The sequence below is a fragment of the Enterococcus sp. 7E2_DIV0204 genome (assembly GCF_002140855.1).
GTDB classification, from domain to species: domain Bacteria; phylum Bacillota; class Bacilli; order Lactobacillales; family Enterococcaceae; genus Enterococcus_L; species Enterococcus_L lemimoniae.
The window spans coordinates 1728198-1741671 of the sequence record NZ_NGKY01000001.1; the positions used below are offsets into that span (position 1 = coordinate 1728198).

Annotated in this window: 25 protein-coding genes; all 25 read left to right on the forward strand. The window is 39.3% G+C overall.

The genetic code is table 11. From position 1 onward, the window contains the following. Positions 1–42: 42 nt before the first annotated feature. The 25 genes from tuf to infA all read left to right on the forward strand — a co-directional run bounded on the left by tuf (position 43) and on the right by infA (position 13448). On the forward strand, positions 43–1230 hold the full coding sequence (gene tuf / locus A5819_RS08035) for an elongation factor Tu (RefSeq protein WP_086278226.1): 1188 nt from the start codon (positions 43–45) through the stop codon (positions 1228–1230). A gap of 447 nt (positions 1231–1677) precedes the next feature. After that, a complete protein-coding gene (rpsJ, locus tag A5819_RS08040; protein WP_002389727.1) occupies positions 1678–1986 on the forward strand; it encodes a 30S ribosomal protein S10 in 309 nt (102 codons plus the stop codon). A gap of 24 nt (positions 1987–2010) precedes the next feature. Continuing rightward, a complete protein-coding gene (rplC, locus tag A5819_RS08045; RefSeq protein ID WP_010766222.1) occupies positions 2011–2640 on the forward strand; it encodes a 50S ribosomal protein L3 in 630 nt (209 codons plus the stop codon). Positions 2641–2665: 25 nt separating this feature from the next. Next, positions 2666–3289 (forward strand): 50S ribosomal protein L4, encoded by a 624-nt coding sequence (rplD, locus tag A5819_RS08050; protein WP_086278228.1) that lies wholly within the window; start codon positions 2666–2668, stop codon positions 3287–3289. Then, a complete protein-coding gene (gene rplW / locus A5819_RS08055; RefSeq protein ID WP_010761688.1) occupies positions 3289–3579 on the forward strand; it encodes a 50S ribosomal protein L23 in 291 nt (96 codons plus the stop codon). Before rplD ends, rplW begins: the two co-directional genes overlap by 1 nt. A gap of 38 nt (positions 3580–3617) precedes the next feature. Continuing rightward, entirely contained in the window at positions 3618–4448 is an 831-nt protein-coding gene (gene rplB / locus A5819_RS08060) for a 50S ribosomal protein L2 (protein ID WP_086278229.1), read from the forward strand. Positions 4449–4490: 42 nt separating this feature from the next. Then, complete coding sequence (rpsS, locus tag A5819_RS08065; protein WP_010761686.1) at positions 4491–4769, forward strand: 30S ribosomal protein S19; 279 nt, start codon at positions 4491–4493, stop codon at positions 4767–4769. 21 nt (positions 4770–4790) lie between these two features. After that, a complete protein-coding gene (gene rplV, locus A5819_RS08070) occupies positions 4791–5138 on the forward strand; it encodes a 50S ribosomal protein L22 (protein ID WP_010761685.1) in 348 nt (115 codons plus the stop codon). A 110-nt stretch (positions 5139–5248) separates the two neighbouring features. After that, positions 5249–5905 (forward strand): 30S ribosomal protein S3, encoded by a 657-nt coding sequence (gene rpsC, locus A5819_RS08075; protein WP_010766221.1) that lies wholly within the window; start codon positions 5249–5251, stop codon positions 5903–5905. 2 nt (positions 5906–5907) lie between these two features. After that, entirely contained in the window at positions 5908–6342 is a 435-nt protein-coding gene (gene rplP / locus A5819_RS08080) for a 50S ribosomal protein L16 (RefSeq protein WP_002356208.1), read from the forward strand. Beyond that, on the forward strand, positions 6332–6520 hold the full coding sequence (gene rpmC, locus A5819_RS08085) for a 50S ribosomal protein L29 (protein ID WP_010766220.1): 189 nt from the start codon (positions 6332–6334) through the stop codon (positions 6518–6520). The genes rplP and rpmC overlap by 11 nt, the downstream gene beginning before the upstream one ends. A gap of 23 nt (positions 6521–6543) precedes the next feature. Further along, positions 6544–6810, forward strand: a complete 267-nt coding sequence (rpsQ, locus tag A5819_RS08090) for a 30S ribosomal protein S17 (RefSeq protein WP_010766219.1) — start codon at positions 6544–6546, stop codon at positions 6808–6810. Positions 6811–6869: 59 nt separating this feature from the next. Next, a complete protein-coding gene (gene rplN, locus A5819_RS08095; protein WP_010766218.1) occupies positions 6870–7238 on the forward strand; it encodes a 50S ribosomal protein L14 in 369 nt (122 codons plus the stop codon). A 34-nt stretch (positions 7239–7272) separates the two neighbouring features. After that, on the forward strand, positions 7273–7581 hold the full coding sequence (gene rplX / locus A5819_RS08100; protein ID WP_010761679.1) for a 50S ribosomal protein L24: 309 nt from the start codon (positions 7273–7275) through the stop codon (positions 7579–7581). 26 nt (positions 7582–7607) lie between these two features. Continuing rightward, the gene (rplE, locus tag A5819_RS08105) at positions 7608–8147 is read left to right on the forward strand and encodes a 50S ribosomal protein L5 (RefSeq protein ID WP_010770625.1); all 540 of its coding nucleotides are present in this window, start codon (positions 7608–7610) and stop codon (positions 8145–8147) included. Between the two features lie 18 nt (positions 8148–8165). Continuing rightward, positions 8166–8351, forward strand: a complete 186-nt coding sequence (locus A5819_RS08110; RefSeq protein ID WP_002356214.1) for a type Z 30S ribosomal protein S14 — start codon at positions 8166–8168, stop codon at positions 8349–8351. 35 nt (positions 8352–8386) lie between these two features. Further along, positions 8387–8785: a 30S ribosomal protein S8 gene (gene rpsH / locus A5819_RS08115; RefSeq protein WP_010761677.1), complete on the forward strand. Its 399-nt coding sequence runs from the start codon at positions 8387–8389 to the stop codon at positions 8783–8785. A gap of 31 nt (positions 8786–8816) precedes the next feature. Next, positions 8817–9353 carry a 50S ribosomal protein L6 gene (gene rplF / locus A5819_RS08120; protein ID WP_025869795.1) on the forward strand — a complete coding sequence of 179 codons (537 nt, stop codon included), beginning with the start codon at positions 8817–8819 and terminating at the stop codon, positions 9351–9353. A gap of 96 nt (positions 9354–9449) precedes the next feature. Beyond that, on the forward strand, positions 9450–9806 hold the full coding sequence (gene rplR / locus A5819_RS08125; RefSeq protein WP_010761675.1) for a 50S ribosomal protein L18: 357 nt from the start codon (positions 9450–9452) through the stop codon (positions 9804–9806). 20 nt (positions 9807–9826) lie between these two features. Continuing rightward, a complete protein-coding gene (gene rpsE, locus A5819_RS08130; protein WP_010761674.1) occupies positions 9827–10327 on the forward strand; it encodes a 30S ribosomal protein S5 in 501 nt (166 codons plus the stop codon). A gap of 13 nt (positions 10328–10340) precedes the next feature. Further along, a complete protein-coding gene (gene rpmD / locus A5819_RS08135) occupies positions 10341–10520 on the forward strand; it encodes a 50S ribosomal protein L30 (RefSeq protein WP_010766215.1) in 180 nt (59 codons plus the stop codon). 36 nt (positions 10521–10556) lie between these two features. Continuing rightward, complete coding sequence (gene rplO, locus A5819_RS08140; RefSeq protein ID WP_086278231.1) at positions 10557–11000, forward strand: 50S ribosomal protein L15; 444 nt, start codon at positions 10557–10559, stop codon at positions 10998–11000. After that, positions 11000–12298: a preprotein translocase subunit SecY gene (secY, locus tag A5819_RS08145; RefSeq protein WP_086278233.1), complete on the forward strand. Its 1299-nt coding sequence runs from the start codon at positions 11000–11002 to the stop codon at positions 12296–12298. Before rplO ends, secY begins: the two co-directional genes overlap by 1 nt. A gap of 86 nt (positions 12299–12384) precedes the next feature. Next, on the forward strand, positions 12385–13035 hold the full coding sequence (locus A5819_RS08150; RefSeq protein WP_086278235.1) for an adenylate kinase: 651 nt from the start codon (positions 12385–12387) through the stop codon (positions 13033–13035). A gap of 194 nt (positions 13036–13229) precedes the next feature. Continuing rightward, entirely contained in the window at positions 13230–13448 is a 219-nt protein-coding gene (gene infA / locus A5819_RS08155) for a translation initiation factor IF-1 (protein ID WP_002356224.1), read from the forward strand. Positions 13449–13474: the final 26 nt, after the last annotated feature.

Sequence of the window (13474 nt, forward strand, 5' to 3'; positions counted from 1 at the left end):
AAATAAAAATAAAATTTATATATTTTAGGAGGAACATTTAAAATGGCTAAAGAAAAATTTGACCGTTCTAAACCCCATGTAAACATTGGTACTATTGGACACGTTGACCATGGAAAAACTACATTAACTGCTGCAATCGCAACTGTGTTAGCTAAACACGGTGGCGGTGAAGCTCAAAACTATGCTGATATCGATAACGCTCCAGAAGAAAAAGAACGTGGTATCACAATCAACACTTCTCACATCGAGTATGAAACTGATGCTCGTCACTATGCCCACGTGGATTGCCCAGGACACGCGGATTACGTTAAAAACATGATCACTGGTGCTGCACAAATGGATGGAGCTATCTTAGTAGTATCTGCTGCTGATGGTCCTATGCCTCAAACTCGTGAGCACATCTTGTTATCACGTAACGTTGGTGTACCATACATCGTTGTTTTCTTAAACAAAATGGATATGGTAGATGATGAAGAATTATTAGAATTAGTAGAAATGGAAGTTCGCGATTTATTATCTGAATATGACTTCCCAGGTGACGACACTCCTGTTATCGCTGGTTCTGCTTTGAAAGCATTAGAAGGCGACGCTTCATACGAAGAAAAAATCATGGAATTAATGGCTGCAGTTGATGAGTACATCCCAACTCCAACTCGTGATACTGACAAACCATTCATGATGCCAGTCGAAGACGTATTCTCAATCACTGGACGTGGTACTGTTGCTACAGGCCGTGTTGAACGTGGAGAAGTTCGCGTTGGTGACGAAATCGAAATCGTTGGTATTAAAGAAGATACTGCTAAAACAACAGTTACTGGTGTTGAAATGTTCCGTAAATTGTTAGACTACGCTGAAGCTGGCGATAACATCGGTGCTTTATTACGTGGTGTAGCCCGTGAAGATATCGAACGTGGACAAGTATTGGCAAAACCTGCTTCAATTACTCCACACACAAAATTTAAAGCTGAAGTTTATGTTTTATCAAAAGAAGAAGGCGGACGTCACACTCCATTCTTCACAAACTACCGTCCTCAGTTCTACTTCCGTACAACTGACGTAACTGGTGTAGTTGAATTACCAGAAGGTACTGAAATGGTAATGCCTGGTGATAACGTTGCAATGGACGTTGAATTAATCCACCCAATCGCTATCGAAGACGGAACTCGTTTCTCTATTCGTGAAGGCGGACGTACTGTTGGTTCAGGCGTTGTTTCTGAAATTACTAAATAATTACAGATTAATATAAAGTAACAAAACCGACGTAAAACATCGGCGTACTCGGACGTAAGTCGAAGGGATTTCCCTTCGACTTTTTTTGATCTTAAAATAGATAAAACAAAAAGAGGGGAGACGCTAAAATCTTTTTTCTTCTATATATAATGGATTAAGTTGGTTGATTAAATTATTTGAATATAAGAAAATAATTTTCAAGAAAATGCTTGCAATAAAAAAATGACTTTTTTCTGAAAAAAACCTTGCTATTACTATGTTTCTATAATATAATGACAAAGGTGCTATTTATAGAAGTGTAAAAAGCATTGGTAAATCAAGCTTTTGATCTACCGGCTAAGAAACGAGAGGTTGCGACACGCCCGGACGCTTTGCCACGAACGAGCGTGACGGAAAAATTTTCGTGGAGCTATGTCTACTTTCAAAATAGGCGAAGGAGGGAACAAGATGGCAAAACAAAAAATTCGTATCCGTTTAAAAGCGTATGAACACCGTATTTTAGATCAATCAGCGGATAAAATTGTGGAAACAGCAAAAAGAACTGGAGCTGACGTATCAGGACCAATTCCATTACCAACAGAACGCTCGCTTTACACAGTTATTCGTGCGACTCATAAATACAAAGATTCACGCGAACAATTCGAAATGCGTACGCACAAACGTCTAATCGACATTGTGAACCCAACACCAAAAACAGTTGATGCTTTAATGAAGCTTGACTTACCATCTGGTGTGAATATTGAAATCAAACTATAAAATCAAGATGATGGAGGTGTACTCATGACCAAAGGAATCTTAGGAAAAAAAGTGGGAATGACACAAATCTTTACTGAGTCTGGTGAATTAATTCCAGTAACAGTAGTTGAAGCTACGCCAAACGTAGTTTTGCAAGTAAAAACTGTTGAGACTGACGGATACGAAGCTATCCAAATCGGTTACCAAGACAAACGTGAAGTATTAGCGAACAAACCTGCGAAAGGTCATGTTGCAAAAGCAAACACGGCTCCTAAGCGCTTCATTAAGGAATTCAAAAATGTTGAGCTAGGAGAATATGAAGTAGGTAAAGAAATTAAGGTAGATGTTTTCCAAGCAGGAGACATTATTGATGTTACAGGAACTTCGAAAGGTAAAGGATTCCAAGGCGTTATCAAACGTCACGGACAAAGCCGCGGACCAATGAGTCACGGATCTCGTTACCACCGTCGTCCTGGGTCAATGGGTCCAGTTGCACCTAACCGTGTATTTAAAAATAAAAAACTTGCCGGCCGTATGGGTGGTAACCGCGTAACAATTCAAAACCTTGAAATTGTTAAAGTGGACGCTGAAAGAAATGTAATCATGATCAAAGGTAACATTCCTGGAGCGAAAAAATCATTAATCACAATCAAATCAGCTGTGAAAGCTAAATAAGCGTAGGGAAAGGAGGAACTAAGGAATGCCGAATGTAGCATTATTTAAACAAGATGGAACTCAAAATGGTGAAATCACTTTAAACGAAGAGATTTTCGGAATCGAACCGAATGAAACAGTTGTCTACGATGCAATCATCATGCAACGTGCTTCATTAAGACAAGGTACACACTCAGTAAAAAACCGCGGAGAAGTTCGTGGCGGCGGCCGTAAACCATGGCGCCAAAAAGGAACTGGTCGTGCTCGTCAAGGGTCAATTCGTTCACCACAATGGCGTGGAGGTGGCGTAGTCTTCGGACCAACACCGCGTTCTTACAGCTACAAACTTCCTAAAAAAGTTCGTCGTTTAGCAATGAAATCTGTATTGTCAGATAAAGTTGCTGAAAACAACTTGGTAGCAGTTGAAGCGTTAGGCTTTGATGCACCAAAAACAAAAGAATTCAAACAAGTTTTAACTAACTTATCTATTGATACGAAAGTATTAGTTGTTTTAGAAACAGGAAATGATTTTGCAGCATTGTCTGCACGTAATCTACCAAACGTTTCTGTAGTAACTTCTGATAACGTAAGTGTTTTAGATATCGTTTCTAATACTAAAGTATTGGCAACACAAACTGCTCTTACTCAAATTGAGGAGGTGCTTGCATAATGAACTTACTAGACGTAATCAAACGCCCAGTGATCACTGAAAAATCCATGCTTGCTATGGACGAAAAGAAATACACTTTCGAAGTGGACACTCGTGCGAACAAAACTTTAGTAAAACAAGCTGTTGTAGCAGCATTTGATGTTAAAGTTAAAAACGTAAACATCATTAACGTGCGCCCTAAATTTAAACGTATGGGTAAACACGCTGGTTACACAAAAAAACGTCGCAAAGCTGTTGTGACATTAACAGATGATTCAAAAGAAATTCAAATTTTCGATGCTGCTGAATAAGCAGTCCATGTTAACTATTAAATGGGAGGGAAAAAGACGTGGCGATTAAAAAGTATAAACCTACCACAAATGGCCGTCGTAATATGACAGCATCTGATTTTGCTGAAATCACGACATCAACACCTGAAAAATCGTTGTTGGCGCCATTAAAAAATCATGCCGGTCGTAACAACAATGGTCGTATTACAGTTCGTCATCAAGGTGGCGGTCACAAACGTCAATACCGTATGATCGACTTCAAACGTAATAAAGATAACGTTGTAGCGGTTGTCAAAACTATCGAGTATGATCCAAACCGTTCTGCTAACATCGCGTTAGTACATTACGAAGATGGAATCAAAGCATATATTCTAGCACCAAAAGGATTGGAAGTAGGCATGCGCCTTGTTTCCGGTACTGAAGCAGATATTAAAGTAGGGAACGCATTACCATTGGAAAATATTCCAGTAGGTACTGTTGTTCATAACATTGAAATGAAACCTGGTAAAGGCGGTCAATTGATCCGTTCTGCTGGAACAAGTGCACAAGTACTTGGTAAAGAAGGCAAATACGTATTAATCCGTTTGAACTCTGGTGAAGTTCGTATGATTTTAGCAACTTGCCGTGCAACTATCGGTGCTGTTGGTAACGAACAACACGAATTAATCAACATTGGTAAAGCTGGCCGCTCTCGTTGGATGCGTAAACGCCCAACAGTTCGTGGTAGCGTAATGAACCCGAACGATCACCCACACGGTGGTGGTGAAGGGAAACAACCGATTGGACGTAAAGCTCCAGTATCACCTTGGGGTCAACCAGCTATCGGCTTGAAAACTCGTAACAAAAAAGCTAAATCAGACAAACTTATTGTTCGTCGTCGTACTAAATAATTTTTTTGACCATGTGTCGTACATTTTGAGAGGAGGTTCACCATGGGTCGTAGTTTGAAAAAAGGACCTTTCGCTGATGAGCATTTAATGAAAAAAGTAGAAGCTCAACAAGGTGCCGAAAAGAAGAAAGTAATTAAAACTTGGTCTCGCCGTTCTACAATTTTTCCAACATTCGTTGGATTTACAATTGCCGTATATGATGGACGTAAACACGTTCCTGTATACATCCAAGAAGACATGGTAGGACATAAATTAGGTGAATTTGCACCAACTAGAACTTATCGTGGCCACGGAGCCGACGATAAGAAAACTAGACGTTAATTTTGAGGGGAGGAAATGCAAATGTCAGAACAAATTACATCAGCTAAGGCAACTGCAAAAACAGTTCGCACTTCACCTCGTAAAGCCCGTTTAGTAATCGATCTTATCAGAGGTAAAAGCGTTGCGGATGCAATTTCTATCTTGAAATTCATGCCAAACAAATCTGCTGGAATCATTGAAAAAGTTTTAATGTCAGCAGTTGCTAACGCAGAAAATAACTTTGACTTAGACGTTGAAAACTTAGTAGTATCTGAAGCATTTGTCAACGAAGGACCAACAATGAAACGCTTCCGTCCACGTGCAAAAGGTTCAGCATCACCAATTAACAAACGTACAAGTCATCTTACAGTAGTCGTATCAGAAAAATAATCTGTTTTTAAACAGACGTCACTTAATAAGAGGAGGATCATTATCTTTGATACTGAGTATTAAAAGATAGTGACGACCGAACCTTAAAAGATTAAGAGGAGGGACAATCAGTGGGTCAAAAAGTACATCCAATTGGAATGCGTGTAGGCATCATCCGCGACTGGGATGCAAAATGGTATGCTGAAAAAGAGTATGCTGAGTTCTTACACGAAGATTTAAGAATCCGTAAATTTATCGCGACAAAACTTGCTGATGCCGCTGTGTCTACAATTGAGATCGAGCGCGCTGCAAATCGTGTGAACATTTCAATCCACACAGCTAAACCAGGTATGGTTATCGGTAAAGGCGGATCTGAAGTCGAAAACCTAAGAAAATCATTAAATTCACTAACTGGTAAAAGAGTTCATATCAACATCATTGAAATCAAAAAACCAGATTTAGATGCAAAATTAGTAGGCGAAGGAATTGCACGTCAATTAGAAAACCGTGTTGCTTTCCGTCGTGCTCAAAAACAAGCGATCCAACGCACTATGCGTTCAGGCGCTAAAGGTATCAAAACACAAGTATCAGGTCGTTTAAACGGTGCTGATATCGCTCGTTCAGAAGGTTACTCTGAAGGTACAGTTCCACTTCACACTTTGCGTGCTGATATTGATTACGCATGGGAAGAAGCAGACACAACTTACGGAAAATTAGGAGTTAAAGTGTGGATTTACCGTGGAGAAATTCTTCCAACAAAAAAAAACACTGAGAAAGGAGGGAAATAATCATGTTAGTACCTAAACGTGTAAAACACCGTCGTGAATTTAGAGGTAAAATGCGTGGTGAAGCCAAAGGCGGAAAAGAAGTAGCATTTGGTGAATGGGGTTTACAAGCAACTGAATCTCACTGGATTACTAACCGTCAAATCGAAGCTGCCCGTATTGCTATGACTCGTTATATGAAACGTGGCGGGAAAGTATGGATTAAAATTTTCCCTCACAAATCATACACAAGTAAAGCAATTGGTGTTCGTATGGGTAAAGGTAAAGGGGCTCCTGAAGGCTGGGTTTCACCAGTTAAACGTGGCAAGATCATGTTTGAAATCGCAGGCGTACCTGAAGAAGTAGCTCGTGAAGCACTTCGCCTTGCATCCCACAAATTACCGGTGAAAACCAAAATTGTAAAACGTGAGGAAATGGGTGGTGAATCGAATGAAGGTTAAAGAAATCAGAGAATTAACCACTGCCGAAATGCTTGAAAAAGAAAAGCAATTCAAAGAAGAACTATTTAATCTTAGATTCCAACTAGCAACAGGTCAATTAGAAAACACTGCACGTATTAAAGAAGTACGTCAATCGATTGCACGCATCAAAACAGTATTGCGTGAACAAGCTAACTAATAGTGGAAGGAGGCCAAACGCGTATGACTGAAGAAAGAAATCAACGCAAAGTTTACCAAGGTCGTGTTGTTTCAGATAAGATGGATAAAACTATCACTGTTGTCGTAGAAACAAAGAAAAACCATCCTATTTACGGTAAACGTATGAAATATTCTAAGAAATACAAAGCTCATGATGAAAACAACACTGCAAAAGTTGGAGACATCGTAAGAATCATGGAAACTCGTCCATTATCAGCTACAAAACGTTTCCGTTTACTAGAGGTAGTCGAAGAAGCAGTTGTCATCTAATAAAAACGAGATTTTCCTATATAGATTGAAACATAAAATCTGAAAGGGGGATACACATCGTGATCCAACAAGAAAGCCGATTAAAAGTCGCAGATAACTCAGGTGCTCGTGAAATCTTAACGATTAAAGTACTAGGTGGTTCTGGACGTAAAACTGCTAACATTGGTGACGTGATTGTTGCTACGGTTAAACAAGCAACGCCAGGTGGGGTTGTCAAAAAAGGTGAAGTCGTAAAAGCCGTTATCGTTCGTACTAAATCAGGAGCTCGTCGTACAGACGGTTCATACATTAAATTTGATGAAAATGCTGCTGTAATTATTCGTGATGATAAGAGCCCGCGTGGAACTCGTATCTTCGGTCCTGTTGCACGTGAATTACGTGAAAACAACTTCATGAAGATCGTTTCTCTAGCACCAGAAGTATTATAATCAGGACACGTATCAAAGGAGGTGCGAAACAGTAATGTTTGTTAAAAAAGGCGATAAAGTGAAAATTATCACTGGCAAAGACAAGAATAAAGAGGGCGTTGTATTAGCAGCGTTTCCTAAAAAAGACAAAGTCATCGTTGAAGGTGTTAACATCATGAAAAAACACCAAAAACCAAATCAAGCAGCGCCGCAAGGCGGAATCCTAGAAGTCGAAGCGCCGATTCATGTTTCTAATGTAATGGTGATTGACGGAACAGGTGTAGCTGGTCGTGTAGGTTACAAAGAAGTCGATGGTAAAAAAGTCCGTGTTTCTAAAAAAACCGGTGAAGTCTTAGATAAATAGATTAAAAGGAAGGAGGGGCTTACTAAATGAACCGCCTGAAAGAAAAATATATTAAAGAAATTACTCCAGCATTAGTGGAAAAATTTAATTATAGTTCAGTTATGCAAACACCAAAAGTTGATAAGATCGTTATTAACATGGGTGTGGGCGACGCTGTTTCAAACGCAAAAAATTTAGATAAAGCAGTTGAAGAATTAGCATTGATCACAGGTCAAAAACCATTGATCACGAAAGCTAAGAAATCAATCGCTGGTTTCCGTTTACGTGAAGGCATGCCAATCGGTGCGAAAGTTACTTTACGCGGAGAAAGAATGTACGAATTTTTAGATAAATTAGTATCTGTTTCTCTACCTCGTGTACGTGATTTCCACGGAGTAAGCAAAAAAGCTTTTGACGGACGTGGTAACTATACTTTAGGTGTTAAAGAACAATTAATCTTCCCAGAAGTTGATTATGATTTAGTAGATAAAGTACGCGGTATGGACATCGTTATTGTAACTACAGCAAACACAGATGAAGAATCTCGTGAATTGTTGACACAATTAGGTATGCCATTCCAAAAATAATAAAAGGAGGCGAACTACGTGGCTAAAAAATCAATGATTGCTAAAAACAAACGCCCTGCCAAACATTCAACACAAGCGTATACTCGTTGTGAACGTTGCGGACGTCCACATTCAGTTTATCGTAAATTTCATCTTTGCCGTATTTGCTTCCGCGAACTTGCCTATAAAGGTCAAATTCCCGGCGTGAAGAAAGCTAGCTGGTAAACAAGTAAACTCGCATAAAGGAGGTAAATAGTTCAATGGTCATGACAGATCCAATTGCAGATTTTCTAACGCGCATTCGTAATGCAAACATGGTTAAACATGAAAGCTTAGAAGTGCCTGCGTCAAAAATCAAACGTGATATCGCTGAAATCTTGAAACGTGAAGGTTTTGTACGCGATGTAGAATATATCGAAGATGACAAACAAGGTGTGATTCGTGTTTTCCTTAAATACGGTAAAAACGAAGAACGTGTTATCACAAACTTAAAACGTATCTCTAAACCAGGTTTACGTGCTTATGTCAAATCTGACGAAGTACCTAAAGTATTGAATGGTCTAGGAATCGCGATTATCTCTACTTCTGAAGGTGTTGTAACTGATAAAGAAGCAAGAGCTAAAAACATCGGCGGCGAAGTAATCGCCTACGTATGGTAATTTAAAAAAACACACAAGGAGGTGTCTCTAAGTGAGCCGTATTGGTAATAAAATCGTTGTACTTCCTGCTGGCGTTGAAGTCAAACAAGAAGGAAACAACATTACTGTAAAAGGACCTAAAGGTGAATTAACACGTGAATTTTCTGCTGATATCACAATGAATATCGAAGGAAATGAAGTAACATTCACTCGTCCAAATGATAGCAAAGACATGAAAACAATCCACGGAACAACTCGTGCGAACTTCAACAACATGGTTGTTGGTGTAAGTACAGGCTTTGAAAAAGGTCTTGAACTTATCGGGGTTGGGTACCGTGCTCAAATGCAAGGGACTACATTAGTTCTTAACGTTGGGTATTCTCATCCAGTAGAAATTACACCACCAGCTGGTGTAACTGTAGAAGTACCTTCGAATACACAAGTAGTTGTAAAAGGTGCTAACAAAGAACATGTTGGTGAATTAGCAGCGAATATTCGTGGTACTCGTCCTCCAGAACCTTATAAAGGCAAAGGAATCCGTTATGTTGGCGAATTCGTACGTCGTAAAGAAGGTAAAACTGGTAAATAATAGCAGCTTGAGAGTTATTTTTCAACTTCGTTTGAAAAATAACGATCCGTTGTCTATCGCAGCTTAAGAGCTAGCAAATATAAAGAGGTGACAATTGTGATTACAAAACCAGATAAAAACAAAACACGCCAAAAGAGACATCGTCGTGTACGTAACAAAATCTCTGGTACTGCTGAGTGCCCACGCTTGAACGTATTCCGTTCTAACAAAAACATCTACGCGCAAATCATTGATGACGTAGCGGGTGTAACGCTAGCAAGTGCCTCTGCCTTAGATAAAGAAATTTCAGGTGGAAACAAAACAGAAACAGCCGCAGCTGTTGGTAAATTAATCGCTGAACGTGCCGCTGAAAAAGGCGTTAAAGTAGTAGTCTTTGACCGTGGTGGATACCTTTACCATGGCCGCGTGCAAGCTTTAGCTGAAGCAGCGCGTGAAAATGGACTAGAATTTTAGGAGAAGGAGGAACACCATTCATGGTTTATATTGATCCAAAACACTTGGAATTAGAAGACCGCGTGGTTTCTATCAACCGTGTAACAAAAGTTGTTAAAGGTGGACGTCGTCTACGCTTTGCAGCATTAGTTGTTGTGGGAGATAAAAACGGTCACGTTGGCTTTGGGACTGGTAAAGCACAAGAAGTGCCAGAAGCAATCCGTAAAGCGATCGAAGACGCGAAGAAAAACTTAGTTGAAGTGCCTATGGTTGGTTCTAGTATCCCTCACGAAGTGATTGGGGTATTCGGTGGTGGCCGTATCCTTATGAAACCTGCAGTAGAAGGTTCTGGGGTAGCCGCTGGTGGACCAGTTCGTGCCGTATTGGAATTAGCTGGTGTAGCAGATATTACATCAAAATCATTAGGTTCAAATACACCAATCAACGTTGTTCGCGCAACTGTTGAAGGGTTAAAACAATTAAAACGTGCCGAAGAAGTGGCAGCACTTCGTGGTAAATCTGTAGAAGAAATTTTAGGATAAGGAGGACATAAGAATGGCTGAATTAAAAGTTACATTAAAACGCAGCATCATCGGACGTCCTCAAAACCAAAAAGATACAGTTAAAGCATTAGGTTTAGGAAAAGTAAACAGCTCTGTTGTCAAACCTGATAATGTTGCCATTAAAGGTATGATCAACACTGTGTCACATTTAGTGGACGTTGAAGAAGTTTAATTTACAATAGTACATTGTTAAGGAGGTGCCAAACCAATGAAACTTCATGAATTGAAACCTGCTGAAGGTTCACGCCAAGTACGTAACCGTGTTGGACGTGGTACTTCATCTGGTAATGGTAAAACTGCCGGCCGTGGACAAAAAGGGCAAAAAGCTCGTTCAGGCGGCGGTGTTAGACTAGGATTTGAAGGGGGTCAAACTCCATTATTCCGTCGTTTACCAAAACGCGGCTTCACGAACATCAACCGTAAAGATTATGCAGTCATCAACTTAGATGTCTTAAATCGTTTCGAAGATGGAACTGAAGTTACACCTGCAGGCTTGATCGAAGCTGGAATCGTGAAAAACGAAAAAGCTGGAATCAAAGTTCTTGCTAACGGTGAATTAACAACTAAAAAATTAACTGTGAAAGCAGCTAAATTCTCTAAAGCAGCAGAAGATGCAATTGTTGCAGCTGGTGGAACAATCGAGGTGATCTAATGTTTAAACTATTAAAAGATGCTTTTAAAGTCAAAGACATTAGATCAAAAATTTTGTTTACTGTATTCATTCTTTTTGTATTTCGTTTAGGTGCGCACATAACTGTACCTGGCGTAAATGCAAAAGGTTTGCAAGACTTAAGCAATTTACCATTTTTAAATATGTTGAATATGGTCAGCGGTAGTGCTATGCAAAACTTCTCTATCTTTTCGATGGGGGTTTCACCATACATTACAGCATCGATCATCATCCAATTATTACAAATGGATATCGTTCCAAAATTTGTAGAATGGTCGAAGCAAGGTGAAGTCGGACGTAAGAAATTGAATCAAGCAACAAGATATCTAACGATTTTCTTGGGTATTGCTCAATCTATTGGGATTACTGCTGGATTTCAAAGTTTAAGTAGTGCTGGGATCGTAAAAAATCCTAACACGAGCACGTTTGTGATGATCGCTGTGATTTTAACTGGTGGAACAATGTTTGTTACATGGTTGGGAGAACAAATTACTGAAAAAGGAATCGGAAATGGAGTTTCAATGATTATCTTCGCGGGGATCATTTCTCGTTTACCAGAAGGAATCAAAGAGATCATTGATGATTACTTTATCAATATTGAATCTTCTAGAATTTGGCAATCTGTGATTTTTATTGTGATTTTGATTATTGCAATTTTAGCTGTTGTTACATTAGTAACATTTTTCCAGCAAGCAGAACGAAAAATTCCGATCCAATATACAAAACGCGTTTCTGGTGCACCAACAAGTAGTTATTTACCGTTAAAAGTAAATGCTGCTGGTGTTATCCCAGTTATCTTTGCTAGTTCATTGATCGCAACGCCGAATGCTGTTTTACAAGCCTTCTCTAAAAGCTATGCTGGTGAAGGTTGGTACGATGTAATGACACAAATTTTTAGTTACAATACCGTTCCAGGTGCGATTATTTATACTGTACTGATCGTTGCTTTTACATTCTTCTATGCATTTGTTCAAGTTAACCCTGAGAAATTAGCGGAAAACTTACAAAAACAAGGAAGCTATATTCCAAGCGTACGACCAGGTAAAGGGACAGAAGAATATATTTCTGGAATGTTAATGAGACTAAGTGTTGTCGGTTCTATATTCCTAGGACTAGTTGCCTTACTACCGATCATTGCACAAATGATTTGGAAGCTACCGCAATCTATCGGTCTCGGAGGAACAAGCTTACTGATTGTAATTGGTGTTGCTTTAGAAACAGCGAAACAATTAGAAGGTTTAATGTTGAAACGTCAATATGTTGGCTTTATCAATAAGTAAGAATAGTGTGTTGAGGATTATCCTCAGCACTGTTCTCTCATTGGGCTAGCTTCAAAAGCCAGTCTTTAAAATTAGGAGGAAATGAAATGAACCTCATTTTAATGGGATTGCCTGGAGCAGGCAAAGGAACTCAAGCAGAACAGATCGTGGATACTTATGGTATTCCTCATATTTCTACAGGAGATATGTTCCGTGCTGCAATGAAAAACGAAACTGCTCTTGGCTTAGAAGCGAAATCTTATATCGATAAAGGTGCTTTGGTTCCGGACGATGTAACAAATGGAATTGTCAAAGAACGTTTGGCAGAACCTGACACTGATAAGGGTTTTTTATTAGATGGTTTTCCTCGGACTTTGGATCAAGCAGAAGCATTAGATAAAATGTTAACAGAATTAAATAAAAAAATTGATGCTGTCATCGACATCCATGTTGAAGAAGAAATTTTGGTTGAACGCTTAGCTGGTCGGTTTATCTGCCGCTCATGTGGTGCAACTTATCACAAAATCTTCAATCCTCCTACCGTAGAAGGAACATGTGATCGTTGCGGCGGACATGAATTTTATCAAAGAGAAGATGACAAGCCTGAAACGGTCAAAAACCGTCTGGCAGTCAACATCAAAAGCAGTGCACCAATTTTAGACTTTTATAAAGCTAAAAACGTACTGGATACAATAGATGGGAATCGCGAGATCGATACTGTTTTTTCTGAAGTGAAAGAAATCATTGAAAAAAAATAGTTTTCTGATTGGCCGCAAGCTTACCATTTGTGTTTGATTCAGATTCTCTTGCCAAATAGAATAGTTTATGATAGAATATATCAGTCCGACTTCTACCTTTTTGTAGAGGTTTAATTGAAAATTCTAGGTGGGGGCTGAAGTTTCCGCCATTTTATCGTGTGAAAATGCGAAACAAGTACAAGGAGGTACTGTGCGTGGCTAAAGAAGATATGATTGAAGTCGAAGGTACAGTCGTCGAAACTTTGCCGAATGCAATGTTTAAAGTTGAACTAGAAAATGGACACCAAGTTCTTGCTACTGTTTCCGGTAAGATCCGTATGCACTACATTCGAATTTTACCTGGAGATAAAGTAACTGTAGAGTTATCTCCATATGATTTAACTCGTGGTCGAATCACTTATCGCTTTAAATAATTGTACTCCGTAAAATTCAGGGAGGT